This window comes from Bradyrhizobium manausense, from assembly GCF_018129685.1.
GTDB classification, from domain to species: Bacteria; Pseudomonadota; Alphaproteobacteria; order Rhizobiales; family Xanthobacteraceae; genus Bradyrhizobium; species Bradyrhizobium manausense_D.
In genome coordinates, this window is sequence record NZ_JAFCLG010000020.1 from 66,754 (window position 1) to 91,142 (window position 24,389).

Sequence of the window (24,389 nt, forward strand, 5' to 3'; positions counted from 1 at the left end):
AGAGCGTCGCCTACGCCGCCCTGATCGAGCTCATGAAGCTCGCGACGCCGCGCTTCAGGCGCGCGCTTTCGCCCGCGAGCGATTGCGCGGCCGACTGCACCAGGGCGGAGGCACCACCGGTCTCGGAGGCGCCGCGCTGGACGTCGGCGATGCTGGCCTCGACCTGCGAGGTGCCTTCGGCGGCGCGCTGCACGTTGCGGGAAATCTCCTGCGTGGCCGCGCCCTGCTGCTCGACCGAGGCGGTGATCGCCGCCGAAATCTCCGAGATCTTGCCGATCGTCGCGCCGATCTCCTTGATCGCCGCGACCGAATCGCGTGTCGCCGATTGGATGTCGTTGATCTGCTGGCTGATCTCGTCGGTTGCCTTGGCGGTCTGCTCGGCGAGCGACTTCACTTCGGACGCCACCACGGCAAAGCCGCGGCCGGCTTCGCCCGCGCGCGCGGCCTCGATGGTCGCGTTGAGCGCCAGGAGATTGGTCTGACCGGCGATGGTCTGGATGAGATCGACGACGTCGCCGATGCGGCTCGCGGCCTGCGACAGCTCGCTGATGCGGCTGTCGGTCTTCTGCGCCTGGCTGACGGCCTCGCCGGCGATCCGCGCCGAGGTCTCGACCTGACGCGAGATCTCGCCGATGGACGACGCAAGCTCCTCGCTCGCGGCGGCGACCGAATGGACGTTGGCTGATGCCTCGCCCGACGCCGTGGAGGCGCGGTTCGAGACCTGCGCGACGGTGTCGGCGGTCTTGGACAGCGTCGTCGACGACGTCTCGAGCTGGCCGGCGGCAACCGACACGAGCTCGATGATCTCACCGACCTCGCGCTCGAACTGATCGGCGAGCCGGTTCATGTCGACCTTGCGGGCCTCGCCCTGGCGCTGCGCGGCGACGGCCTGCTCCTCGCGCATGCGGTTGGTCTCGATCATGGCGTCGCGGAACACCTGCACCGTGCGCGCCATCTCGCCGATCTCGTCACGGCGATCGGCATGCGCGACCGGCGCATCGAGCTGGCCTTCGCTGAGCGAGGCCATGCGCTCCTTCAGGCCCATGAGCGGCTTGACCACGCTGCGGCCGACGGCCCAGGCGATCATGATCGAGATCAGCATCAGCACGGCGATGACGACGGAGGCAGTCTGCACCATCGACCAGAACGAATTGTCGACCTCGGACATGTATTCGGCCGAGCCGATCATCAGGTTCCACGGCGCGAAACCGCGCGTGAAGGCGACCTTGTCGAGCGGCGTCGCATCCGAGCCGCTGCGGCGGAACGAATAGCGCAGCGTGCCCTGGCCCTTCCTGGCGATGTCCATCAGCGCCACCGCGAACAGCATGCCATTGGCGTCCTTGTTCGGACGCATGTCCTTGCCGACGAACTGGGGGATGCCAGGGTTGGAGACGCACAGCCCGGTCTCGTAGTCGTAGATATAGGCGTAGTTGCCGTGCTCTTCGTACCAGACGTAATTATTGGCTTCGAGGAAGCGCTTCTTGGCTTCCTCCTCGGTCATCTGGCCGGCCTTGTAGGCCTTGTAGTAGCCGTCGGCCAGATTCCAGACGATATCGACGGCAGCATGCGCCTTCTCGACCCGCTCGGTGACGAGCTGGTTGCGCGCGATCCACAGCACGGTCGAGGCGACCAGCGCCATGCAGACTGCACCGACAAAGGTCATGAGCGCGAGCTTGGCGCCGATCGAGCGCAACGAAAACAGGTTCTTGAGATCAGGCATTCTGCCTCTTCGGGGTTGCTGGGCGCCGCGCCGTTGGAACCAGGGCTGCGGGCGATCACATTGGCGAGAATGCGCAAAGTAGAGGCAATTCGTTAAGAACTCAGTTACGCCACGAAGGCGCCACCGACCATCTCCGGTGTTACCAGGAGGTTAACGCGCACCAGCATTAGCACGGGCCGCCTTTGCGCTTCACCCCGCCGCGTGCCTCCGTTGGAGTCATGTCGTAGCGCTGGCGGAACACGCGGTTGAAGTAAGAAAGGTCGCTGAAGCCGCATTCATAGGCGATCGCGTTGATCGGCCGCCGCGGCTCGGTGGCGTCGGTCAGGATGCGATGGGCGCGAGCGAGCCGCGCATCGCGGACGAAATCGGTGAAGGTGGTGCCGTCGTCGGCGAAGAGCTGGCGGACGTAGCGCTCCGATATCTGCTGGCTACGCGCGATCTCGTCGACCGAGAGCGAGCTTTGCGCGAGCCGCCGGAGAATTTCGTCCTTCATCGCCTTGAGTCGCGCCGCGCGAAGCCCATCGGCAAGATGCGGCTCTGCTCTGGCCCCGAACAGCAGCGCCGCGAGATCATGCATGTGATCGCTGACGGCGCGGCGCAGCTCGGCGGTCGCAAGCGCGCTTTGATCGCCGAGGACGCCGGCATAGCCTGTCAGCAGGCGAAGCGCCTGGTGATCCCTCGCGAACGGGCGGGCGACGAGATCGTCGACATGGCCGATGCGACGCTGCAGCAGATCCCGGCTGAAGCGATAAGTAATGGTGTGACAATGCGTCGGCATCACGAAGATCGCCGGCGAGCCGTTGTCGGTCAGGACAGCTTCGCCAGTGCCTATCGTCGCAACACGGCCCTGCTGATGCAGTTCGCCGGCGCCCTGTGCGATGACGACGAGGTGAAGATCGTCATGGTCGATGAGTTCGGGCGTGCGGTGAACCCGCATCGGCGAGCGTAGCCCGCTCGCCATCGTGAAGTTGGGTAGCGAACGCAGCATGGCTTCGATCTTGAGGGGCTGGCTGCCCAGCGGCTCGATGTCGAGGCGCATCATCTTGCGGCCCCAGACCTCGATGAAGGCGTCGAGCTGCCCGCTCGCGGCAAGAGGTTCGGATGAAATGCGAAACTGAAGCAATTCTTCGGCGTCGACTGCCGTCACGTCACGGACTCCCATGGACATGCCAACTTGTCGCACAACGGGAACATTGGATCAAACGGCATATGAATGCCGTTTAGTCCGCAGCCTTGTTCCGTTTTGTCCAAGCGCCTGACCGCGCACGACCGTGAGCGCTCGCCGGCGCTGTTGCTCAACTTCAACAGACATCGCAATTCGCAACGGCAGCTCCGCGCAGCCCAAGGCGGCTGCCGTCCTGCCCAAGCCGCGATATCGCCCGCGCGTTAGCTATCCGGTTGATGGGCGGCGCTCGCTTCGCCCGACGATGCCTTGGGAAGATCATGATGAAGATGACCGTTGTCTCCGCTGCCACGCTCGGATCGTCGCAACGAGCGCTGACGCGAACCGCGCTGCTAACCGCTTGCTCCGTGCTCGCCTTCATGATTCCCGCCGCGCCGGCCTCGGCGCAGAACGCCACCTGGAATACGGCCCCCGGCAGCGCCGACTACAACACCGGCGCGAACTGGATCCCGACAACGGTGCCGACCGGAACCGCCTTCTTCAACCTGTCCAGCCAGACTTCCATCACCACGAGTGCGGACGTCACCGTGGGTGGCTGGACCTTCAATCTCGGCACCTATCATTTCTCGACGGGTCTCAACCGGGATCTCATCTTCACAGGCGCCGGCATCAATGTCTTGAGCGGCAGCGTTTCCATTACAAACAGTAGCGGCAATCTGAACTTCCAGAACAGCAGCACCGCCGGCGTCGCCACGATCACCAATTTCTGGAACATGAACCTTCAGAACACCAGCACGGCAGGCAACGCGACGATCACGAATAACGGCTTCCTTGGCTTCTTCAACAACAGCACAGCCGGCAACGCCGCCATTAACAACAATGCGACGGCGCAGACGGACTTCTCTGCTACGTCAGGGCCGGGCGGCAGCCATCAGATCTCCGCCGGCTCGATCAATGGAGGCGGCACCTTCAAACTCGGCAGCAACCAATTGACGGTCGGTGGAAACGGTCTGGCAATGACCGTCGACGGTGTGATCAGCGGCGTTGGCGGCTCGCTGGTCAAGACCGGCGGCAACGGCATGACGTTGACAAACGCCAACACCTATGACGGGCCAACTATCGTGAACGGTGGCACACTGCTGGTCAATGGCTCGCTCAACACCTCGAGCCAAGTCACAGTCGGAAGCGGCGCCGCATTTGGCGGCCAGGGCACGGTCGGCAGCACCCAGGTCAACACGGGCGCTACCCTGTATGCAGGCAATGATTCACCAACCACATCCTTGACGATCTCCGGCAATCTAGTGCTCCAGACCGGTGCGCATTACTTCATCTCCGTCAGTCCAACGGCCTCATCCTTCGCCAACGTGGCGGGCACCGCAACCCTCGGCGGGGCGGCGGTAAGCGCGACCTTCTTCCCCGGCAGCTATCTCAGCAAGCAATATACGATCCTGACCGCAGCGGGCGGCATTTCCGGGACGTTCGCGCCCTCCGCGAACAATCTCGGCGGTAACCTGCCGGCCGGCGCAACGGACAGCCTGAGCTACGATGCCAACCACGTCTATCTCAATCTTTCGCTCGGTTTCGGTGGCGGCCCGTCCAACAACGGCATGAATCAAAACCAGATCGCAGTCGGCAATGCACTGGTCGGCTACTTCAACGCTACCGGCGGCATTCCGGCGGTTTATGCCGGCCTCTCACCGGCCGAGCTGACACAAGCCTCGGGCGAACACGCGACCGGCTCACAGCAGACCACCTTCGATGCCATGAGCCAGTTCATGGGCCTGCTGACCGATCCCTTCATGCGCGATGTCGGCTGCAGCTCCTCGGCTGTCACGCGCGAGCGTTGCGGTGACAATCCCGCCGGCGCGAGCGGCTATGCGGATGACGGCCGCGCCAACGCCTATGCCATGTTCACCAAGGCGCCGCTGCGCGCCCGTCCCTTCGAGCAACGCTGGAGCGTGTGGGCGGCGGGCTTCGGCGGCACGCAGACCACCGATGGCAACGCTGTCGTCGGCTCCAACCAGGCGACCAGCCGCATCTTCGGCACCGCCGTCGGCGCGGACTACCTGTTCTCGCCGAACACGCTGGCCGGCTTTGCGCTGGCCGGCGGCGGCACCAGCTTTGGCGTGAACGGGCTCGGCGGCGGACGCTCCGATTTGTTCCAGGCCGGCGCCTATGTGCATCACACGCGCGGCCAGGCGTATATTACCGCGGCGCTTGCCTATGGCTGGCAGGACGTCACGACGGACCGCACCGTCACTATCGCCGGCGTCGACCGCCTGCGCGCCGAGTTCAACGCCAATGCGTGGTCCGGCCGGCTCGAAGGCGGCTATCGCTTCGTGGCGCCGTGGATCGGCGGCCTCGGCCTCACGCCCTATGCGGCCGCTCAAGCGACGACGTTCCAGCTGCCGGCCTATGCCGAGCAAGCGATCTCGGGGACGCCTGCCTTCGCGCTGAATTATGGGGCCAAGGACGTGACGGACACCCGCACCGAGCTCGGTTTGCGCAGCGACAAATCCTTTGCGCAACAGAACGGCGTGTTGACGCTGCGCGGCCGCCTCGCCTGGGCGCATGATTACAATCCGAATCGCGCCATCGCCGCGACCTTCCAGGCGCTGCCGGGCGCGAGCTTCGTCGTCAACGGCGCCGCGCAGGCGCGCGATTCCGCGCTCGCCACCGCATCCGTCGAAATGAAATGGCTGAACGGCTGGTCGGCGGCGGCGACCTTCGAGGGCGAGTTCTCGCAAGTCACCCGCTCCTATGCCGGCAAGGGCGTAGTTCGATATGCGTGGTAATGAGACGAGACTTCACGGAAATGTCAGAACCGATCGGGCGCTTTCGGCGACGAAGCATTGAGTTGCAGATCTGAAATCGGGAAACGCGAATGTCGATCTACACTGACAACCTGCTTGCGCGTGACGGCCGGCGCCACCCGCGTGCCGATGGGCGCCGGATGGCCGATCGCGACGGAAGCGAGGACGGCACTCTGATCTTTTGCGGCATCAGCCTCGTGCTTTTTGCTCGTCGCCCTGTGGGCCGCCGCGTCGGGCCATGGCGATCTTGCCGCCGTGATGTTGTGACCGGCATCGTCGAGCGGCTCAGCGATCCGAGCCGTTTTCCCGCCCGGCCTTCTCGCGCGCTTCCGACGGCGTCATGCCGTAGCGCTGGCGGAAGGTCCGGTTGAAGTAGGAGAGATCACCGAAGCCGCAGTCATAGGCGATGGCGTTGATGGGACGATGCGCCTGGCGCGGATCGGCCAGCAGGCGCCGCGCACGCGCCAGCCGCGCCTCGCGCACGAAATCGGAGAATGTCGTTCCCTCGGAGGCGAAGAGATCGCGGATGTAACGTTCCGAGATCTGCTGGCAGCGCGCGATCTCGCCGACGGACAGCGAGCCCTGGGCAAGCCGGCGCAGAATGTCCTGCTTCATCGCCGCCAGCCGTCCGGCGCGCACTCCGCTGGTTTCCGGACGCGCAGCGTCGCCGCCGGCGTCGAAGACCAGCGCGGCGAGCTCATGAACATGGGTGGTAACGGCGAGCGCCAGGTCGGGATCGCCGATCCCCTGCTCGGCCTCCAGCGACTGCATGTAGCCCAGCAACATTTGCAGCGCCTGCGAGTTCGGCGCGGCCAGCCGCGACAGGCGATCCGACAGGCCGGGAACGAGCGGCTCGAGCAGTCTGCGGCGCAGGCGAATCGAAAGAATCTCCGTCGACTGTGGGGCCTCCAGCGTGCCGACCAGATCCGGGCTGCCGAGAAAGCAGCTTCCGGGAGCCTGGACCGCCTTCTCGCCCCTGAACGCGACGTTGAGGTCGCCACCGGCGAGATTGATCAGCAGGAATGGATCGTCGCTCGGCGCCAGCTCGGGCAGGTTGACGCTTCGCACCAGCGATGTCGTGCCGCGATAGACGGCGAGATCCGGCAACAGCCGCGTGACGCCGGCCATCACGAGGGGGCCGTCTCCAAGAGGACTGGTCTGAACAGCATAGTGCTGGCGCGAAAATTCCTCGCAGAACCATTCGATCCAGTGCCGGTCCGGATTGGCGGGCGACTGAAAACGCAATTTTCTGAAATCGGTTTCGGGAGACTGCATTCGTTGTCCAGGAGGAGACAGGCGGCCGTGACGACGCATCCTCGCGGGCGACGCCGCTTCCAGCTTATTGCGCATTCGCACCAAGGCACAATGCTAATGGACGCAACACGGACTCGATCTGTGGCGAGACGGCAACAAAGACTCGATATCGGCTGCGAGTGCCGCGGAGCCCGCGCGGTGTGCCGCCGCGCCCAAGCGGACACGCCTTCCACTTGGCAAATTGAGCCGAACGTCCCGCAACCGATCGACGAGTCATCGTCTCGTTTCAAGGACGAACTGGAGAAAAGCTAATGAGCCTGGCGCGAGCCTGCATCTTTCTTAGCCAAACCACCTCCAACGCGTCGTCGGTTCGCAAGCGAGCCGTGTCGCTGTTGATCGCCTGCTCGATCCTGACCGTTTCACTTCTCGCCTCGTCGATGGCGCACGCCGTCGAGTGCAGCAACGGCGGCACGGGCCCGAGTCCGGCGGGGAACGATTTCGGCTCTATTAGCAATACGGCTTGCGGCACCAACGCTTCTGCCAGCGGTGGCGGTTCGTCGGCCATCGGGGCCGGCTCGACAGCGATCGGGGGCAGCGTTGCCAGCACCGCGGTAGGCTTCCGAACTACTGCAAGTGGCGACGGTAGTGCGGCGTTTGGTGCGTCCAGCGTTGCCTCCGGCAATGCCAGCCTTGCCGCAGGAGCCGGCAGCGTTGCCAGCGGAATCTCCAGCATTGCCGCGGGTAACAGCTCCACCGCCTCGGGGAGCAACAGCATCGCAACCGGCAACAACGCGACCGCCTCGGGAGACAACAGTATCGCAGCAGGGACCGTCAGTGTTGCGAGCGGCACAAATAGTGCGGCCATAGGTGTCAACAGCGTGGCCGCAGGCACGTCCAGCTCGGCCTATGGCGCCGGTAGCAGCGCGACCGGCAACGCTTCGGGCGCTTTCGGCGCTGCTGCAAATGCCAGCGGCGACTACTCCACCGCGCTCGGGGGCAATACCCAGGCGTCGGGCGCGAACTCCATCGCCATTGGCGGCAACAGCAATACGGGCGCCGGCAACGCCGCCTTCGCCAGCGGCACCAACGCCATCGCGATCGGCAACGGCGCGCAGGCGAGCGCGGCCAATTCCGTCGCGATCGGCCGTGGCTCGGTCGCGTCCGCGCCGAACACGGTCTCGTTCGGCTCGACCGGCAACGAACGGCGGCTGACCAATGTCGCGGCCGGCATCGCGCCGACCGATGCCGTGAATATGTCGCAGCTCAACAGCCTCGCGAGCGGATGGACGGCCGGGCTGCAAAACCAGATCGACACCAATCTGACCGAGGCGCGCGCCGGCATCGCGCTGGCGCTGGCTTCCAGCGCCCTGCAATACGATCCTCGCCCCGGCAAGCTCTCGGTCGCCGCCGCGGTCGGCCATTTCAAGGGCCAGAGCGCACTAGCCTCCGGTCTCGGCTATGCCATCAGCAGCCAATGGCGCGTCAACGCGTCGTTCACCGCCACACCGCAGGTCAACCAATACGGCGCCTCGATCGGTAGCTCATGGACGTTGAACTGAGGATGTGGTCGCGGCTGTCAGGCCTCGCGATCATCGCCGTGACGATGGCGGCCAGCCCGGCCATCGCGCAGCAAGCGCAACCCGCTCCGGCCCAGCCGGCGCAACCCGCGCCGCAGCCGTCCGGCCAATGGGCCAATCTGCCGCGCATGCAGCTCGAGCGGCAGTTCGCGGGACCCTTGCAGGACACGCTGATCCAGCGCTGGCGCGATCCGGCCGACGGCACCGCGTGCTACCTCTATCTGCCGATCAGCGCGGCCCACTCGCCGCCGACACAGGACGGCTTCGTCCAATATGGAGCGAACGTGATCGGATCGATCAGTTGCTTCAGGATCGCCGCGCCCGCTGCGGCACCGGTGGCGAAACCTGCCGCCGCGCCGCATTGATCGAGAAAACAACGCGCCGAATCAGTCCTTCTGTCGCGCCATCTCACGCGCTTCCGACGGCGTCATGCCGTAACGCTGGCGAAACGCGCGGTTGAAATAAGACAGATCGCTGAAGCCGTTCTCATAGGCGATGGCATTGATCGGCCGGAAACGCTGGGAAGGATCGGTGAGCATCTGGTGGGCACGGGCGAGCCGCGCCTGCCGCACGAAATCGGTGAAACTCGTGCCTTCCTCGGCAAAGAGCTTGCGGATGTAGCGCTCCGAGATCTGGTGGCTTCGAGCGATCTCGCCAACGGAGAAAGAGCTTCGCGCTATCCTCTGTAGAATGTCATCCTTCATCGCCTTCAGCCGTGCCGCGCGGAGTCCACCGGCGAGAGGTGCCTCGGCCTTGCCGCCGAGCAGCAGGACGGCGAGGTCGTGCATGTGCGTCGTGACGGTCCGGCGAAGCTCCGCCGTTGCAAGTGCGCTTTGATCGTTCAGAACGCGGGAATAGCCGACCAGGAGACGGAGCGCCTGGCTGCCTCCTGCGATGGGGCGGATCAGGAGATCGTCAAGATTCGGTATGTGAGGTCGAAGCAGATTGCGGCGAAAGCGATAGGTGATGGTGTGAGACGACGTCGGCACCAGGAAGCTTGCAGGCGCCCCGTTCTCCATCAGCGCGGCTCCGCCGTCGTGCATGGCCGCCACGCGACCATGCTGACCCAGTTCACCTGCACCGCGCGTTACGACGACAAGAATAATATCGTCGTTGTCGATGAGCTCCTCGGAACGCCAAATGTGCATCGGCGATCGCGACCCGCTCGCCACCGCCAGGTCCGGCAGCGAGCGAAGCACGAAATCAAATTGCAGGGGGTGTCCATCGAGGGCTCCGATGTCGAAGCGCAATATCGTGCGACCATAAGCTTCCCGAAATGCATTGAGCTCTCCGCTCTTCTCATAGGGAGCCGATGAGACGCGAAACAGCAACAACTCGTGATCGTTGGCTTGCATCGGATCAGCCGCTCTGCCGCGCGAGACCGCGCACTTCCGACGGCGTCATGCCGTAGCGCTGGCGAAAGGCGCGGTTGAAATAAGAGAGATCGCCGAAGCCGCTCTCATAGGCGATCGCATTGATCGGGCGCTGCATCTGCGCAGGATCGGTCAGAATGCGATGGGCGCAGTCGAGGCGCGCCTCGCGCACGAAATCGGAGAAGGTCGTGCCTGAAGATGCAAACAGCTTGCGTATGTAGCGCTCGGAGATCTGCTGGCTCGCGGCAATCTCGTCGACCGACAGATCGCTCTGCGCGAGCCTCCGCAGCACGTCGTCCTTGATCGCCTTGAGCCGGGCGGCCTGCAACCCCTCGTTCAGGGGCGGCTCAGCCTTGCCGCCGAGCAGCAGCGCAGCGAGATCGTGCATATGGGCGCTCACCGCACGACGAAGCCCGGCCGTCGCGAGCGCGCTCTGATCGTTCAGAGCACCAGAATAGCCCACCAGCAGGCGGAGCAACTGGCTCTCCCGCGGAATCGGGCGCGCAGTCAGATCGTCGAGATTGCGAACGTGGGGCCGCAACAGCGCGCGGCTCAAGCGATAGCTGAGGGTGCGGGACCGCGTCGGAATCACGAAGCTCGCGGGCGAGCCGTTCGACGACAACACGGCTTCACCCTCGCGAATGGCCGCCACGCGACCGCACTCGTTCAGCTCGGCCGCCCCGCTCGTAAACACGACGAGGAAGAAATCGTCGTGATCGATGTGCTCCTCGGTGCGGCGCGTGCGCATCGGCGATCGCGATCCGGTGGCCATCGTGAAGTCGGGCAGCGAGCGCAGAGCGACTTCGAAATGCAGGGGATGGCCATCCATCGGCTCTAGCTCGTAACGCAGCATCTTGCGGCCCCACACCTCGCGAAAGGCATCGAGCTCGCCGCGCTGGGCAAAGGGCTCCGAAGAAACATGAAGTTGCAGCAACTCGTAATCATCGACTTCCATGGCGGCTTCCAACACGCGCGACGCGCAGAGCAATTTGTCGCACAACAGCAACAACCGTTCAAATTGCAAGTTGAGCGCCGCGTAGTCCGTGCGTTGTGCCGTTTAGCCCAAGCGTAAATCAGCGCGGCAGCTATCAATGGCGTAATGCAATCTGGAATGTGTTGGGGCCTTGATGAAGACGACGTTTGTGGTTGCCGCTGGCATGACGGCACTCATCGGACTGCCCGCTTTTGCGGCAGATCTTCCCGTTAAGACTCCATCACCGGCCCCCGCGGCCCACGGGATCAACTGGACTGGCTTCTATGTCTTCGGCGGCGCCGGCGGCGGGCTGTGGAATGCGGAGAGCAATGTCGTCGCATCCGGTAGACCGGGCTTTCCCGACGGCACCGCGTTCTCGCACGATCAGCGGCTCGGCGGCAGCGGCTGGTTCGGGACGGTGGGACTCGGCTACGATTGGCAGTTCAACACAAACTGGGTCGCGGGCGCCTTCGCTGATGCGCAGCTCGGCAAGATTCGCGGTTCGATCGCCGATCCGCTCACGTTCTTAGGCTTGACGACCGAGGGGCGCGAAACGATGCGCACGAGTTGGGCTGCGGGCGCGCGGCTCGGCTATCTGGTGGCGCCGAACGTGCTGTCTTACGTCAACGCCGGCTACTCGCGTTCTGAATGGTCCGGAGCGGAGTATTCATCGTTGCCCACGGGCATCGTTCCCGGGAACTTATTCGCTACGCCTTCATTCCATCGAGACGGCTGGTTCGTCGGCGGTGGCGTCGAGAATAGTCTCGATCTCTTCGGGCTCGCTACGCCCGGCTGGTTCATGAAGACTGAATATCGCGCCGCCTACTATGATCGGGCCATTCTGCCGGGAACCATTTCCCTCGCTGGTATGCTCGGACCGACTGGATCGCCAACGACGACCGCCGATACGTTCAAGCCCTGGGTCCAGACGATCAGTACCTCACTGGTCTACCGATTCAACTCTGATCGGCCCATGGCGGCGGCCCCGACCTACACCAAGGCACCTTCCCCTGTGATGGCGACCAATTGGAGTGGCGTCTATTTGTTTGGCGGCGGTGGCGGCGGGCTATGGGCCGCAGACAGTAGTATCGTCACGGTCCCGGGCCTTGCTCCGCTGTCCCGCGATCAACGGCTTGGCGGCAGTGGATGGTTCGGCACGGTCGGTGCCGGTTACGACTGGCAATTCGGCAGCAAATGGGTGGCGGGCCTGTTTGCGGACGGCCAGTTCGGCAACATCCACGGCTCAATCACCGACCCTGCGATCTTCTTCAGCACGTTCGAAGGACAGGAGAAATTGCGCACCAGTTACGCCGCCGGTGCAAGGCTTGGTTATCTGGTTGCGCCAAACGTGCTCTCCTACGTGAACGCGGGTTACTCGGGGTCGGACTGGTCCGGGGCAAGTTATTTGAACCTCTCGGCCGGCGGTGGAGGCCGCGTGGTCTTTTTTACCACCCCATCCTTTCATCGGGACGGCTGGTTTGTCGGCGGCGGCGTCGAGAACAGCGTGAACATCCTTGGCGTGGCGGCGAAGGGCTGGTTCATGAAGACCGAGTATCGCGCGGCTTATTACGATCGCGCCACGGCGCCCGAAACCAACGCCGCTTTTGCTTTCTTCGGGCCCGCCGGCACGCCGACCGGCAACGCCGTCGCCTTCAAGCCGTGGACCCAGACCATCAGCACCTCGCTGGTCTATCGCTTCAACTGAGGCGCGCCGGCGACGGCGAAGTATTGATCGCCAAGCCGCCCCGCACGGACGATCCCAAGGCCGTTGTCAACGGGCTGACGCGGCACCTCGTTTTGTGGCACAACGACGCCTCGTGCCGACCGACCAACGAGGCCACGCATGCCCGCACCCAAGCCGCCCGCCTTCGAGACCCTGAGCCTGCATGCGGGCCAGCATCCGGATCCCGCGACCGGGGCGCGGGCGGTGCCGATCTACCAGACCACGTCCTACGTGTTTCAGGATTCCGACCATGCGGCGGCGCTGTTCAACCTGGAGCGCGCCGGCCACATCTATACGCGCATCTCCAATCCGACCACCGGCGTGCTGGAGGAGCGGCTCGCGGCGCTGGAGGGCGGCGTCGGAGCGATCTGCACCGCAAGCGGCATGGCCGCGCTGCATCTCGCCATCGCGACGTTACTCAACGCCGGCGACCACATCGTGGCGTCGAGCTCGCTCTATGGCGGCACCATCAATCTCTTGGCGCACACGCTGCCGCGCTTCGGCATCACAACGAGTTTCGTCAAGCCGCGCGATCACGAGGCGTTCCGGAACGCGATCAAGCCGAACACCAGGCTGGTGATCGGCGAGACCATCGGCAATCCCGGGCTCGAAGTGCTCGATATCCCGAAGGTCGCCGCCATCGCGCATGCGGCGAGAATTCCCCTGCTGATCGACAACACCTTCGCGACGCCCTATCTGAGCCGGCCGATCGAGCGGGGCGCCGATATCGTGATGCATTCGGCGACCAAATGGATCGGCGGCCATGGCATCGCGATCGGCGGCGCCATTGTCGACGGCGGCCGCTTCGACTGGCGCGGCTCCGGCAAGTTCGGTGTGCTGACCGAGCCCTATGGCGGTTATCACGGTATCGTCTTCGACGAGCAGTTCGGCACCGCCGCCTTTATCATGCGCGCTCGCACCGAGGGCCTGCGCGATTTCGGCGCGTGTCTCTCGCCGACCAATGCGTTCCAGCTGCTCCAGGGCGTCGAGACGCTGGGCGTGCGGATGGACCGGCACATGCAGAACACGTACCTCGTGCTGGAGGCGCTGAAGGCCAACAAGGCCGTCGACTGGGTGCTGCATCCCTCGCTTGAGAACCACCCCGACTACCAGCTTGCGAAGACGCTGCTGCCGCGCGGTGCCGGATCGATCGTCTCCTTCGGTATCAAGGGGGGTCGGCCTGCCGGGCGCAAATTCATCGAGTCGCTGCGTCTGATCAGCCATCTTGCCAATGTCGGCGACGCCAAGACGCTGGTGATCCACCCCGCCTCGACCACGCATCAGCAGATGGATGCCGAGCAGCTCAAGGCCGCCGGCATCGGCGAGGAGCTGGTGCGGCTCTCGGTCGGCATCGAGACGGCCAGCGATATCATCGACGATCTCGCGCAGGCATTGCGCATCTCGCAAAAGGTCTGAGACGATGAACCTTTCCGTCAACGGATCTGATGTGTTTGTCGCAACCGGCGGCCGCGAATTCGATGGGTCCCTCCCCACGGTCGTCTTCCTCCATGGCGCCGGCTTCGATCATTCGACCTGGGCGCTGCATACGCGCTGGTTTGCCCATCACGGCTTTGGCGTGCTGGCGCCCGATCTGCCTGGTCACGGTCGCTCGCCCGGGCCTTCGTTCGGAAGTATCGCCGAGATGGCCGACTGGACGGCGGCGCTGCTCGATGCGGCTGGCGCTGCCAAGGCGCACCTGATCGGCCATTCCATGGGCTCGCTGATCTCGCTGGAGACTGCGGCGCGTCACCCGGGCAAGGTGTCGGCGCTGAGCCTGATCGGCACTGCGGCGACCATGACCGTCGGCCCGGATCTGCTGAAGGCAGCGGAAGCCAACTCGCAGGATGCAAATGACATGGTCTCGATCTGGGGCCTCGGCTTCAACGCCGAGCTCGGCGGCAGCTTCGCGCCGGGCCTGTGGATGCATGGCGGCGCGCAGGCCGTGCTTCAGGCTTGCGAGCCGGGCGTGCTGTTCAGGGATTTGTCCGCTTGCAATGCCTATGCGAACGCGCTGACTGCGGCGGCGAGCGTCAAGGTGCCGACGACGCTCATCCTCGGCGAGCGGGACATGATGACGCCGGTGAAGGCCGGCAAGGCGCTTGCGGCGGCAATTCCGCATGCGAAGACGGTCATCGTGCCGGGCGCGGGCCACATGATCATGGCCGAACGCCCGGACGAGTTGCTGGCGGCGCTAAGGGGTTAGGAGCCCGGCGTCCACTTCCAGACGATGTCGGACACGTTGACCGGCTTCGGGATCAGGCCGAGCTTTGCGAAGCGGTCGGCCACGGCCTGCTGAGTTGCGATCACCTCGGCATCGAGCGGCACCACGCGGAAGTTGGAGCGATCCACGAAACGCCTGACGGCCTCGATATCGACGCCGGTCGCGTCGGCTTGCGCCTTGGCGACGTCCTCATGGTGTTCGTTGGCCCATACGCCTTCTGACGCGAAGGTCGTGTTGAGCCTCGCGACCAGCAAAGGATATTTTTCCACGAAATCCGAATTGGCAATGTAGAAGGCGTTGGGCTTGTGCACGTCCTTGTCGAAGACGAGGACGCGGGCGTTTTCCTTCAACTCGGCCAGCGCCAGATACGGATCCCAGATCGACCAGGCGTCGACCGATCCCTTCACGAAGGCCGCCGTCGCATCGGCGGGCGCGAGCGGCGCCGGGGTGATATCGGACCAGGACAGGCCGGCCTTCTCGAGCGCCGCGACAAGCAGATTATGCGCGCTCGATCCCTTGCCGAAGGCGACGCGCTTGCCCTTGAGATCGGTCAGCGTCTTGATCGACGAATCCTTCGGCACGATGATTGCCTGGGTCTTGCCGTCCGATTTCACCGCGGCGACATAGCGGATCCTGGCACTGCCGGCTTGCGCGAAGATCGGCGGGGCATCACCGACGTAGCCGAAATCGACACTGCCGACATTGATGGCCTCCAGCAGCGGCGGACCGAACTGGAAGTCGATCCACTTGACCTCGATCCCAAGCGGCCTGAAGGCATTTTCGAGCGTCTGGCGCTGGCGAACGGCGGGGAAGAAACCACCCTTCTGCGTCCCGATCCGGATCTCCGTCGGCTTGTCCTCGGCGTAGGCGGGTGCAGCGAGGCTGGTCGCGAGCAGCAGCGCTGCGGTGAGAAGGTGTCGTCGTGCAATCATGGTGCGATCCTTTCAGTTGGCGAAGTTCGGGGAATTGGCACGCCGGCGGCGCTCGGAGAACACCGCGCGGGCCGCGCGCTCGACTTCGCGCGCGGAGCGGAACTGGCGGCCTTCGAGGCCATCGAACAGGCGCTCGCAGGAGAAGAAGCGGAAGCCACGCTCATCACGGGTGACGATTCCAGCGGCGCGGTCATTGATTTCGATGATGTAGGCGTTGGACGGGGTTTGAGTCATGACTGCTCGTTCGCCGAAGTCTCGGCGTTCCTGTCTTGGGATTTTGCGGATCGAGTTGCTGTTAGGAGACGATCAGCAACAACAACAGGCGCCCGTTGCCGCGGAGAAACAGCGCCGCGTCATGCACGCATGCATGTCGTTCTGATTGCGCTGGTGGTCGATTCCCATGGTGCGGCTTCGAGCTCGAGGAGCAGTTTCGATGCTTCGAATATCGAGCGTTCAGCGCCTTTGGTCAATGAAATGGCTATCCATATTTGGCAGCGACGCGCTTTGCCGCTTCTCCCGCCGCAAGCAATGAGAGGCGGATTCATCTCGCGCAACGATCTCCTCTTCCCTTCTCCCCTTGCGGGAGAAGGTGGCGTAGGTGGCCTTTCGGCCGCCGTTCTTATGAACGCCGAAGCGAAGCTTCGGCTATGGCGCCGGATGAGGGTTATCTCTCCGCTTGCACGACAGCTCGTGGGGATAGCTACCCCTCACCCGTCTCGCCGCTATAGCGGCGAGCCACCTTCTCCCGCAGGGGGAGAGGGTAAGGAGCCCCTCACCACATCGTGGCCGCAGCGCGCTCAGGCCAGATGCGATCATACTCCGCGCCGCCGACCTTGTTCTGGCTCATCTCGGCGAGGATCTGGCCGGGCGTCGGCAACGTCTTCGGGTCGATGCGCTTGTCGGGATTCCACAGGTCGGAGCGGACGATCGCACGGGCGCATTGAAAATAGATCTCGTCGACGTTCATCACCATGACGCTGCGCGGCGCCTTGCCCTCGACCTTGAACGAGACGAGCAGGTCGGGATCGACGGAGAGATGCGCGCGGCCGTTGGCGCGGACCGCATTGCCGGAACCAGGGATCAGAAACATCAGCGACACACGCGGGTCGCGGACGATGTTACGCAGGGAATCGACGCGGTTGTTGCCGCGGCGATCGGGCAACATCAGCGTCTTGGAGTCGTGAATACGGACAAAGCCGGGAAGATCCCCGCGGGGCGAGCAGTCGATGCCCTCGGGCCCGATGGTGGCAAGCGCAGCGAACGGTGCCTTCTCGATGAAGATGCGGTAGAGCGGAGTGACATGGTCGGCGACTTTCACGGTCGAGGCGTCGTTGATGGCGCCGTAGATGGCTTCGAGCTGTTCGACCGTCCTGATCACCGTCATTCCACGCTCCTGCTCTGCCGGTTACTCGCGCCAGCCTTCATTGCGGATTACACGCACGAGCTGGCGGCCGTGATAATCCGCGCTGCCGGCGTTGAGGATGGTGACATCGGCATTGGCCGATGCGTCATCGACATGACGCGCGAGCCGGTCGGCGATATTGCCATCGCTGTTGCGCGCACGCGCGGCAAGACGCTGAGCCAGCACGTCCGGCGGCGCCGTGATCGCGACCGCGACGACGTTTGCATAGGCCCGACGCAAGGCGCTGATCACCGTGCGCGAGACGTTGACGACCACGGTGCGCCCGGCGCGGATGTCGTCGTTGATCTCCAGCGGAAGCGCATAGGAATGGCCATGCGCGTCCCAATGCACGGCGAAATCGCCGTGATCGCGCCCGCGGGCGAATTCGTCCGGACTGACCGCAATATTGTCCTCGTCGGCCGAGGACGCGCGCGTCACGACACGGCGCGGGAAGACGACGTCGTTATCGTCGGCACACGCTGCCCGCGCCAGCCGCAGCAGCGTGTCCTTGCCGGCACCGCTCGGACCCACCACGAGCACGAGCCGGCCCGGGCCAATCGCGCCCGCCTGCCCTGCCTCCGCCGCGACCGTCTCGCTCATGCGACGCGGCTTCCTTCGCGCCAGACGCTGCGGACAACGGGAACGCTGGCGGCCACATGCACGCGAATGAGGTCCGCACGCTTGCCGACCGCGATCTCGCCACGATCGGTGAGGCCGACCGCGTCCGCAGGCGCCTTCGTCACGGTGCGAACCGCCGCCGGCAGGCTGATCGACGACGCATGCTCTGGCAGTTGCAGCGCGCCCATCAGGAGGCTCGAGGGGATGTAGTCCGAAGACAGGATGTCGAGCAGTCCTTCGCGGGCGAGGTCGACCGCGGCGATGTTGCCGGAGTGGGAGCCGCCGCGCACGACATTCGGCGCGCCCATCAGGATGTCGATGCCGGCCTGATGCAGGCCGCGCGCAGCCTCGATCGTGGTCGGGAATTCCGCCACCGCAACGCCGTCACGCACGGCGTCGGCGACGTTCTCCTCGGTCGTGTCGTCGTGACTTGCCAGCGGAATCTTGTACTGATGCGCCAGCGCAACGATCTCGCGCATGTTGGTCGCGGCATAGGCCTTCTGGTACTCGAAGCGCTTTGCGAAGAGCTCATCGAGCTCGGCATCGGTCTTGCCGCCGCCCTTGCCGCGGTAATAGTCGCGCAGCTTGACCTCGTCACGGAACTGGCGCTGGCCAGGGGTATGGTCCATCAGCGACATCAGCTTGACGTCGGGACGGTCGATCAGCTCCCTGGCCTCCTCGACCACGCTTGGCATCGGGATTTCGCAGCGCAGATGCAGGAAGTGGTCGGCACGCAACAGGTTCGAATCACGCGCGGTGGTGATCGCGGCGGCAAGCACGCCGGCGCGGCCATCGACCTCCTCGGCACCGTCCTCGCGCCAGACCCGGAGCGAGTCGAACACGGTGGTGATGCCTGAGGTCGCAAGCTGGCCGTCATAGGAGATCACTGCGGCGACTGGATTCCAGAACACCTTTGGGCGCGGCACGTAATGCGCTTCGAGATGGTCGGTGTGGAGCTCTATCAGGCCGGGCATGATCAGATCGCCACCGGCATCTTCGCTACCTGTAGGTGCCTTGCCCTCACCGATCTCGGCAATGCGTCCATCGGCAAGAGCAAGCCAGCCCTGCTCGATCACCCGGTCAGCCAGCACGATCCTGGCGTTGGCGATCACGATGTCCTTCGGCTTGGCGTTCATGTTCCTTGTCCTTCAGGCCGCGGCGGCAAAGCTGGTGACGTCGACGATGCGGTCGGCGATCAGATGGCGGATTTCGTCGTCATGGACAATCGCCACCATGGCGACGCCCTGACGCTTCTTCTCGGCAATCAGCTCGACCACGACGGCGCGGTTGGCCGCATCGAGCGAGGCGGTCGGCTCGTCCAGCAGCAGGATTGGTAGTTCCGAGATGAAGCCGCGCGCAATATTGACGCGCTGCTGCTCGCCGCCGGAAAAGGTCGCAGGCGGAAGCTGCCACAGCCGTTCGGGGATATTGAGCCGACGCAACAGCTCGCCGGCACGCGCCTGCGCATCGGCGCGGCCGAGACCGTTGACGATCAGCGGCTCGGCGACGACGTCGATGGTTGCAACACGCGGCACCGCGCGGAGGAACTGGCTGACATAGCCGATCGTCGCGCGGCGAACGTTTAGGACCTGCCGCGGCTCGGCGGTGGCAAGATCGATCACCTGGCCCCGATGGCGGATCCCGATACGGCCGGAATCGCAGCGGTAATTGCCAAAGATCATCTTCAGGATCGACGATTTTCCGGCGCCCGACGGTCCCGACAGCACGACGCATTCGCCCGGATCGACGTGAAAGGTCACGCCGCGCACGACGGGCAATTCGATGCCGCCCTGCAGATGCATCGTAAAGGTCTTGTTGGCGTCGGCGACTTCGATCATGGCGGTCATCGGCAGGCTCATGGCGGCAGAATCGAGGAGACGAGGAGCTGGGTATAAGGCTCGCGAGGATCGTCGAGCACCTGGTCGGTGAGACCAGTCTCGATGACGCGGCCGCCCTTCATCACCATCACGCGATGGGAAAGCAGGCGCGCGACCGCGAGATCGTGGGTGACGATGACGACGGCGAGATGCAGTTCGGCGACGAGATTGCGCAGCAGATCGAGCAAGCGAGCCTGCACGGAGACATCAAGCCCGCCGGTCGGCTCGTCCATGAACACGAGCCGCGGCTCGGTGACGAGGTTGCGTGCGATCTGGAGCCGCTGGCGCATGCCGCCCGAATAGGTGCGCGGGGCATCGTCGATCCGCGCGACGTCGATCTCGACGCGGGCAAGCCAGTCAGAAGCGCTCTCACGAATGCGGCCGTAATGGTTCCAGCCGACGGCCATCAACCGCTCGCCGACATTGGCGCCGGCCGAGACCGCCATACGCAGACCCTGCGCCGGGTCCTGATGCACGAAACCCCAATCGGTGCGGAACAAGAGGCGCCGTTCGGCCTCGCCCAGCGAGGCGAGATCGCGGGTAACGCTGTCGCGCATCCGGTAGGACACCTGTCCGCCGCTGGCGGCGAGCTGACCCGAAAGCATTTGCAACAGCGTCGATTTGCCCGAACCGGATTCACCGACGATCGCCAGCACTTCGCCGGGATAAAGCGCGAACGAGACGTCCCGGCAGGCGACGATACGGCCATAGGATTTGCTGAGCGCGTTGGCAATCAACAGCGGCTGATCGGTTTCCAGAAGATCAGCCATTTGCTTCTCCCTGCGCCTTGTCCTTGTATGGCGCAGCACTCATGGCACCGTGATGGCCGGCGGCCTGACGTCCCTCGCAATAGTCGGTATCCGAGCAGACGAACATGCGGCTGCCCTTGTCGTCGGTGACGATCTCATCGAGGTAGGAATTTTCGGCGCCGCACAGCGCGCAGGGCGCGTTGAAACGATACGGCTCGAACGGGTGGTCCTCGAAATCGAGCGACACCACCTGCGTATAGGGCGGGATCGCATAGATGCGCTTCTCGCGGCCCGCGCCGAACAATTGCAAGGCCGGACAGTTATCCATCTTGGGATTGTCGAATTTCGGCGTAGGCGACGGGTCCATCACGTAGCGGGCGTTGACCTTCACCGGATAGGCGTAGGCGGTGGCGATGTGACCGAAGCGGGCGATGTCCTCGTAGAGCTTCACATGCATCAGGCCGTATTCGGCAAGCGCATGCATGCGCCGCGTCTCGGTCTCGCGCGGCTCAAGGAAACGCAGCGGTTCCGGAATCGGCACCTGATAGACCAGCACCTGGTTTGCGTGCAGCCCCGTCTCAGGGATGCGGTGACGGGTCTGGATCACGGTCGCATCAATCGTGGACGTCGTCGTGGCGACGCCGGCGGTCTTGGCGAAGAATTTGCGGATCGAGATCGCATTGGTGGTGTCGTCAGAACCCTGGTCGATCACCTTCAGCACGTCCTGCGGCCCCAGGATCGCGGCGGTCACCTGGACGCCGCCGGTGCCCCAGCCGTAAGGCATCGGCATTTCGCGGCTGGCAAACGGCACTTGATAGCCGGGAATCGCGATCGCCTTGAGGATCGCGCGGCGGATCATCCGCTTGGTCTGTTCGTCGAGATAGGCGAAGTTGTAGGCGGGCGCGTTCATTCCGCGGCCTCCTTCATGGCATCGGGCGCGTTGGCCTCGGCTGAGGCTTCGGCAAACTCCTTCCGGAGCTTGCGCAACAGGCCGAGCTCGGACTGGAAGTCGACGTAATGCGGCAGTTTCAGATGCTCGACGAAGCCGGTCGCCTGGACGTTGTCCGAATGAGACAACACGAATTCTTCATCTTGCGCCGGGGCCAGGGCCTCTTCACCGAGCTCGCGGGCACGCAGCGCCCGGTCGACCAGCGCCATCGACATGGTCTTGCGCTCGCTCTGGCCAAAGGCAAGGCCATAGCCGCGGGTGAAGCACGGCGCTTCCGTCGCCGATCCCTTGAACTGGTTGACCATCTGGCACTCCGTCAGCTCGATCGAGCCGAGCGGCACGGCAAAACCGACCTCTTCGGCTGCGAACTCGACCTCGACGTCGCCGAAGCGGATCTCGCCTACGAAGGGATGATTGCGGCCATAGCCGCGCTGGGTGGAATAGCCCATCGCCAGCAGAAAACCTTCATCGCCACGCGCAAGATTTTGCAGGCGCAGATCGCGATCTGCCGGGAAGTTCAGCGGCTCGCGGGTGAGGTCGCCAACGCTGGCGCCCTCTTCGGCTTGCGGCGAGGTCTCGATCAATCCATCGCGGCCGAGAATATCGGTCACGCGCGGGGTTGCCGCTGACGACGCCTCTGATGTCGCCGGCGCCTCCGGCACGAAGCCTTCGGCGAGCGACGGATCCAGCAAGCGATGCGTGTAGTCGAAAGTCGGCCCGAGGATCTGACCGCCCGGAATATCCTTGAAGGTCGCAGACACCCGCCGCCGCACGCGCATCGCACCGGTGTCGACGGGCTCGCTGGCGCCGAAGCGCGGCAAGGTGGCGCGGAAGGCGCGAACCAGGAAGATCGCCTCGATCAGATCGCCGCGCGCCTGCTTGATCGCCAGCGCCGCGAGTTCGCGGTCATAGAGCGAGCCTTCGCTCATGACGCGATCGACGGCGAGCCCAAGCTGTTCCGAGATCTGGTCGAGCGAGACTTCCGCGACGCCCTGGTCACCGCGCCGGGCGTTGGCAAGCAGGCGATGGGCGTTCTCGATAGCGCGTTCGCCGCCTTTGACTGCGACATACATGCGTCAGACTCCCAGGCTCGTAACGCGGGTCGTGCGCGGGATCGCGACCACGGCGTCATCGGCGACCAGCACCACGTCGATGCCGCGCGGAAACAGCGTCTCGTTGATGCGCAGGAGCTCGAACAGGTCGAAGGGCTTGACGGAGGCCTGGAGCGTTGCGACGCCGTCGATGCCGGGGCCGCGCAGTTCGAAACTCGGCCCCGAGTCCAGGCTCTCGACCTGAACGATCACGGTGGTCGAGCGATCGGGATATTCGTTGGTGCCGAGCGCGAAACGCTGGAGATCAGGCAGCAGCACGCCGTCGCTGATCAGCGCGAAGGCAGCGATCGAGGAGTCCTGGATCACCGGCGCGCCGGTGTGGAACTTGAGCCATTTCAGGACGTCCGTGCTTTCCGCCATCCGCGGATCGAGCCAGAGCGGCGTGTCGTGGTCGAACAACGTCAGCGCGATCGCGGCCATGCCGCGCATCATCGGTCCGGCTGTTCCCGCCATCGGCACGATGCGCTGGACCGCGCCCGGCCGCGCCATCGCGTCCATGACCGAGCGAAAGGTCGATTGCGCCGACAACACCTTGTCGACGAACCCCGGCGGCAGTTCCGCAATCGTGGTCATGGCCTCACCCCTCACCGCGCACCATGGTGTAGAAATCAACCTTCGTCGCAGCGGTCTCTTCCGCCGACTGCTTGCGCCTGATCATAAGCTGCTCGCGCAACGGCGCGATTACGTCGCGCTCGACGGCGGCACCAAATTCAGGCGACTGCACGAGTGCGTCGCACAAGGCGATCAGCCGCGCCTTCTGCCCGTCGCGCCCAAGCGTGTAGCCGAAGCCGATTTCGCCGCTCGCAAGCCGCACCGCCGCGCGCGACACGGTGGCTTCACCGAGATTGAACGGCGCGCCGTCGCCGCCGACCCGGCCGCGCAGCATGACGAGTCCGTTCTCCGGTTCGCGCAGGTCCTGATGGCCAGGCAAGGAGATCGCGCGGAGACGGGCGGCGATCTCGCCCGCCTCCGCGTGCGCCAGCACGGCCATCGCGGCCTGGCGCTGGACTTGCTGCTGATTGTGCTGGGTCACCGAATCCACCGGATTGTCTTCAGAACTTGCCGAATCCAAGTTGTCTATGATACTAGACAACTTGATAAGGAAACGCCATGACTGTTTCGTGACAAACGTGTGATTTTCAGGCTAGGCTCGCCGCCGACATGAGCATGCAGGACACCGCCTCTTCCGGCGTCGCGCTGTGGCGCCTCGTTGCCGACGGCATCGAGCGCGGCATCGCCGACGGCCGTTTTGCCGCAGGCGACAAGCTGCCGGGCGAGATGGAGATCGCCGAAACCTATCGCGTCAACAGGCACACTGTGCGACGCGCGCTCGCAGCCCTTGCCGAGCGCGGCCTCGTGCGTGCCGAGCGCGGCAGCGGAACCTATGTCGAGGCGCAGAAGCTCGCTTATCCCTTGCGCTCGCGCACGCGCTTCTCCGAGATTGTCGGCGCCGAAGGCCGCGAGCCGCACGGCCGGTTGATCGAAGCATCGGAAGACGTCGCGACCCGCGAGCTTGCGCGAGAACTCGGATTGAAGACCGGCGCACCGCTGGTCCGGATCGAGGCTATCAGGCTCGCCGATCGCACGCCAATCTGCGTCTCCACGACGTGGCTGTCGGCGGAGCTATTTCCCGGCGCAGGCGAAGTGTTCGCCGCGACGCGTTCGATGACAAAGCTGCTCGAACATTACGGCGTACGCGACTACCGTCGCGGCGCCACGAGGATCACCGCCGGCATTGTCGATGCGACCGACGCCGCACGGCTCGACCTGCCGCTGGGACGACCGATCCTGGTGGTCGACGCCACTGACCTCGATCTCGAGGGCAAGCCGCTGGTGACGAAGCATTCGCGCTTTGCGGCCGAGCGGGTGGAGTTTTTGGTGGAGCCGTAGGGTGAACCCTCGCTCTACAAATCCGGTCTCGCAGGGTGGGCAAAGGCGCTCTTGCGCGGTGCCCACGATCTTTCCATGATTCG

General features: G+C 64.6%; 23 protein-coding genes. 7 read left to right on the forward strand and 16 right to left on the reverse strand.

Features of this window, described 5'->3' with window-relative positions; translation table 11 throughout:
* Positions 1–10 precede the first annotated feature (10 nt).
* Positions 11–1,720 carry a methyl-accepting chemotaxis protein gene (locus JQ621_RS29780; protein ID WP_212240252.1) on the reverse strand — a complete coding sequence of 570 codons (1,710 nt, stop codon included), beginning with the start codon at positions 1,718–1,720 and terminating at the stop codon, positions 11–13.
* 166 nt (positions 1,721–1,886) lie between these two features.
* On the reverse strand, positions 1,887–2,867 hold the full coding sequence (locus JQ621_RS29785; protein ID WP_212240253.1) for a helix-turn-helix transcriptional regulator: 981 nt from the start codon (positions 2,865–2,867) through the stop codon (positions 1,887–1,889).
* 299 nt (positions 2,868–3,166) lie between these two features.
* Here JQ621_RS29785 and JQ621_RS29790 point away from each other — a divergent pair, with 299 nt between their 5' ends.
* The gene (locus JQ621_RS29790; RefSeq protein WP_249125658.1) at positions 3,167–5,638 is read left to right on the forward strand and encodes an autotransporter family protein; all 2,472 of its coding nucleotides are present in this window, start codon (positions 3,167–3,169) and stop codon (positions 5,636–5,638) included.
* Positions 5,639–5,941: 303 nt separating this feature from the next.
* On the opposite strand, the gene JQ621_RS29795 is transcribed toward JQ621_RS29790, so the two are convergent.
* Entirely contained in the window at positions 5,942–6,931 is a 990-nt protein-coding gene (locus tag JQ621_RS29795) for a helix-turn-helix transcriptional regulator (RefSeq protein WP_212240256.1), read from the reverse strand.
* A gap of 416 nt (positions 6,932–7,347) precedes the next feature.
* On the opposite strand from JQ621_RS29795, the gene JQ621_RS36135 reads away from it, so the two are divergent.
* Positions 7,348–8,469 carry a YadA-like family protein gene (locus JQ621_RS36135; protein ID WP_249125667.1) on the forward strand — a complete coding sequence of 374 codons (1,122 nt, stop codon included), beginning with the start codon at positions 7,348–7,350 and terminating at the stop codon, positions 8,467–8,469.
* Entirely contained in the window at positions 8,454–8,852 is a 399-nt protein-coding gene (locus JQ621_RS29805) for a hypothetical protein (RefSeq protein WP_212240260.1), read from the forward strand. Before JQ621_RS36135 ends, JQ621_RS29805 begins: the two co-directional genes overlap by 16 nt.
* A gap of 21 nt (positions 8,853–8,873) precedes the next feature.
* Here the strand turns inward: JQ621_RS29805 and JQ621_RS29810 are convergent, their stop codons facing one another.
* Together JQ621_RS29810 and JQ621_RS29815 are read right to left on the reverse strand one after the other, a co-directional pair.
* Positions 8,874–9,842, reverse strand: a complete 969-nt coding sequence (locus JQ621_RS29810) for a helix-turn-helix transcriptional regulator (protein WP_212240262.1) — start codon at positions 9,840–9,842, stop codon at positions 8,874–8,876.
* Positions 9,843–9,846: 4 nt separating this feature from the next.
* Positions 9,847–10,815 carry a helix-turn-helix domain-containing protein gene (locus JQ621_RS29815; RefSeq protein ID WP_212240263.1) on the reverse strand — a complete coding sequence of 323 codons (969 nt, stop codon included), beginning with the start codon at positions 10,813–10,815 and terminating at the stop codon, positions 9,847–9,849.
* A 172-nt stretch (positions 10,816–10,987) separates the two neighbouring features.
* Here JQ621_RS29815 and JQ621_RS29820 point away from each other — a divergent pair, with 172 nt between their 5' ends.
* The 3 genes from JQ621_RS29820 (at position 10,988) to JQ621_RS29830 (ending at position 14,759) form a co-directional block, all read left to right on the forward strand.
* On the forward strand, positions 10,988–12,538 hold the full coding sequence (locus JQ621_RS29820) for an outer membrane protein (RefSeq protein ID WP_212240266.1): 1,551 nt from the start codon (positions 10,988–10,990) through the stop codon (positions 12,536–12,538).
* A gap of 138 nt (positions 12,539–12,676) precedes the next feature.
* Positions 12,677–13,972, forward strand: coding sequence for an O-acetylhomoserine aminocarboxypropyltransferase (locus JQ621_RS29825; protein ID WP_212240271.1), 1,296 nt, complete (start codon positions 12,677–12,679; stop codon positions 13,970–13,972).
* Between the two features lie 4 nt (positions 13,973–13,976).
* Entirely contained in the window at positions 13,977–14,759 is a 783-nt protein-coding gene (locus JQ621_RS29830) for an alpha/beta fold hydrolase (RefSeq protein WP_212240273.1), read from the forward strand.
* Here the strand turns inward: JQ621_RS29830 and JQ621_RS29835 are convergent.
* From JQ621_RS29835 to phnG, 11 genes are all read right to left on the reverse strand, one after another.
* On the reverse strand, positions 14,756–15,709 hold the full coding sequence (locus JQ621_RS29835) for an aliphatic sulfonate ABC transporter substrate-binding protein (RefSeq protein WP_212240275.1): 954 nt from the start codon (positions 15,707–15,709) through the stop codon (positions 14,756–14,758). The genes JQ621_RS29830 and JQ621_RS29835 overlap by 4 nt on opposite strands.
* A gap of 12 nt (positions 15,710–15,721) precedes the next feature.
* The gene (locus JQ621_RS29840) at positions 15,722–15,943 is read right to left on the reverse strand and encodes a hypothetical protein (protein ID WP_212240277.1); all 222 of its coding nucleotides are present in this window, start codon (positions 15,941–15,943) and stop codon (positions 15,722–15,724) included.
* A gap of 538 nt (positions 15,944–16,481) precedes the next feature.
* Positions 16,482–17,093 (reverse strand): pyridoxamine 5'-phosphate oxidase family protein, encoded by a 612-nt coding sequence (locus tag JQ621_RS29845; RefSeq protein ID WP_212240279.1) that lies wholly within the window; start codon positions 17,091–17,093, stop codon positions 16,482–16,484.
* A 21-nt stretch (positions 17,094–17,114) separates the two neighbouring features.
* Positions 17,115–17,711 carry a phosphonate metabolism protein/1,5-bisphosphokinase (PRPP-forming) PhnN gene (gene phnN, locus JQ621_RS29850; RefSeq protein ID WP_212240280.1) on the reverse strand — a complete coding sequence of 199 codons (597 nt, stop codon included), beginning with the start codon at positions 17,709–17,711 and terminating at the stop codon, positions 17,115–17,117.
* Complete coding sequence (locus JQ621_RS29855) at positions 17,708–18,865, reverse strand: alpha-D-ribose 1-methylphosphonate 5-triphosphate diphosphatase (RefSeq protein ID WP_212240281.1); 1,158 nt, start codon at positions 18,863–18,865, stop codon at positions 17,708–17,710. Before JQ621_RS29855 ends, phnN begins: the two co-directional genes overlap by 4 nt.
* Before the next feature lie 12 nt (positions 18,866–18,877).
* Positions 18,878–19,576: a phosphonate C-P lyase system protein PhnL gene (gene phnL, locus JQ621_RS29860; protein WP_212240282.1), complete on the reverse strand. Its 699-nt coding sequence runs from the start codon at positions 19,574–19,576 to the stop codon at positions 18,878–18,880.
* Positions 19,577–19,584: 8 nt separating this feature from the next.
* Positions 19,585–20,376, reverse strand: coding sequence for a phosphonate C-P lyase system protein PhnK (phnK, locus tag JQ621_RS29865; RefSeq protein WP_212240283.1), 792 nt, complete (start codon positions 20,374–20,376; stop codon positions 19,585–19,587).
* Positions 20,369–21,265 carry an alpha-D-ribose 1-methylphosphonate 5-phosphate C-P-lyase PhnJ gene (locus JQ621_RS29870; RefSeq protein ID WP_212240284.1) on the reverse strand — a complete coding sequence of 299 codons (897 nt, stop codon included), beginning with the start codon at positions 21,263–21,265 and terminating at the stop codon, positions 20,369–20,371. The genes phnK and JQ621_RS29870 overlap by 8 nt, the downstream gene beginning before the upstream one ends.
* The gene (locus JQ621_RS29875) at positions 21,262–22,377 is read right to left on the reverse strand and encodes a carbon-phosphorus lyase complex subunit (protein ID WP_212240285.1); all 1,116 of its coding nucleotides are present in this window, start codon (positions 22,375–22,377) and stop codon (positions 21,262–21,264) included. Before JQ621_RS29875 ends, JQ621_RS29870 begins: the two co-directional genes overlap by 4 nt.
* Positions 22,378–22,380: 3 nt before the next feature.
* Complete coding sequence (gene phnH / locus JQ621_RS29880) at positions 22,381–22,989, reverse strand: phosphonate C-P lyase system protein PhnH (protein WP_212240287.1); 609 nt, start codon at positions 22,987–22,989, stop codon at positions 22,381–22,383.
* Positions 22,990–22,993: 4 nt separating this feature from the next.
* Positions 22,994–23,458, reverse strand: a complete 465-nt coding sequence (gene phnG / locus JQ621_RS29885) for a phosphonate C-P lyase system protein PhnG (protein ID WP_212240289.1) — start codon at positions 23,456–23,458, stop codon at positions 22,994–22,996.
* 119 nt (positions 23,459–23,577) lie between these two features.
* Between phnG and phnF the strand changes: the two genes are divergently transcribed.
* Complete coding sequence (gene phnF, locus JQ621_RS29890; protein ID WP_212240290.1) at positions 23,578–24,306, forward strand: phosphonate metabolism transcriptional regulator PhnF; 729 nt, start codon at positions 23,578–23,580, stop codon at positions 24,304–24,306.
* Positions 24,307–24,389 lie beyond the last annotated feature (83 nt).

Coding starts and splice junctions, on each gene's coding strand:
- JQ621_RS29780 (WP_212240252.1), bottom strand. CDS start 1,720: ATGCCTGATCTCAAGAACCTGTTTTCGTTGCGCTCGATCGGCGCCAAG.
- JQ621_RS29805 (WP_212240260.1), top strand. CDS start 8,454: ATGGACGTTGAACTGAGGATGTGGTCGCGGCTGTCAGGCCTCGCGATC.
- phnK (WP_212240283.1), bottom strand. CDS start 20,376: ATGGCTGATCTTCTGGAAACCGATCAGCCGCTGTTGATTGCCAACGCG.
- JQ621_RS29875 (WP_212240285.1), bottom strand. CDS start 22,377: ATGTATGTCGCAGTCAAAGGCGGCGAACGCGCTATCGAGAACGCCCAT.
- JQ621_RS29835 (WP_212240275.1), bottom strand. CDS start 15,709: ATGATTGCACGACGACACCTTCTCACCGCAGCGCTGCTGCTCGCGACC.
- JQ621_RS29810 (WP_212240262.1), bottom strand. CDS start 9,842: ATGCAAGCCAACGATCACGAGTTGTTGCTGTTTCGCGTCTCATCGGCT.
- phnH (WP_212240287.1), bottom strand. CDS start 22,989: ATGACCACGATTGCGGAACTGCCGCCGGGGTTCGTCGACAAGGTGTTG.
- JQ621_RS29840 (WP_212240277.1), bottom strand. CDS start 15,943: ATGACTCAAACCCCGTCCAACGCCTACATCATCGAAATCAATGACCGC.
- JQ621_RS29870 (WP_212240284.1), bottom strand. CDS start 21,265: ATGAACGCGCCCGCCTACAACTTCGCCTATCTCGACGAACAGACCAAG.
- JQ621_RS36135 (WP_249125667.1), top strand. CDS start 7,348: ATGGCGCACGCCGTCGAGTGCAGCAACGGCGGCACGGGCCCGAGTCCG.
- JQ621_RS29855 (WP_212240281.1), bottom strand. CDS start 18,865: ATGAACGCCAAGCCGAAGGACATCGTGATCGCCAACGCCAGGATCGTG.
- JQ621_RS29790 (WP_249125658.1), top strand. CDS start 3,167: ATGAAGATGACCGTTGTCTCCGCTGCCACGCTCGGATCGTCGCAACGA.
- JQ621_RS29830 (WP_212240273.1), top strand. CDS start 13,977: ATGAACCTTTCCGTCAACGGATCTGATGTGTTTGTCGCAACCGGCGGC.
- phnL (WP_212240282.1), bottom strand. CDS start 19,576: ATGACCGCCATGATCGAAGTCGCCGACGCCAACAAGACCTTTACGATG.
- JQ621_RS29845 (WP_212240279.1), bottom strand. CDS start 17,093: ATGACGGTGATCAGGACGGTCGAACAGCTCGAAGCCATCTACGGCGCC.
- JQ621_RS29820 (WP_212240266.1), top strand. CDS start 10,988: ATGAAGACGACGTTTGTGGTTGCCGCTGGCATGACGGCACTCATCGGA.
- JQ621_RS29815 (WP_212240263.1), bottom strand. CDS start 10,815: ATGGAAGTCGATGATTACGAGTTGCTGCAACTTCATGTTTCTTCGGAG.
- phnN (WP_212240280.1), bottom strand. CDS start 17,711: ATGAGCGAGACGGTCGCGGCGGAGGCAGGGCAGGCGGGCGCGATTGGC.
- phnF (WP_212240290.1), top strand. CDS start 23,578: ATGAGCATGCAGGACACCGCCTCTTCCGGCGTCGCGCTGTGGCGCCTC.
- JQ621_RS29825 (WP_212240271.1), top strand. CDS start 12,677: ATGCCCGCACCCAAGCCGCCCGCCTTCGAGACCCTGAGCCTGCATGCG.
- JQ621_RS29795 (WP_212240256.1), bottom strand. CDS start 6,931: ATGCAGTCTCCCGAAACCGATTTCAGAAAATTGCGTTTTCAGTCGCCC.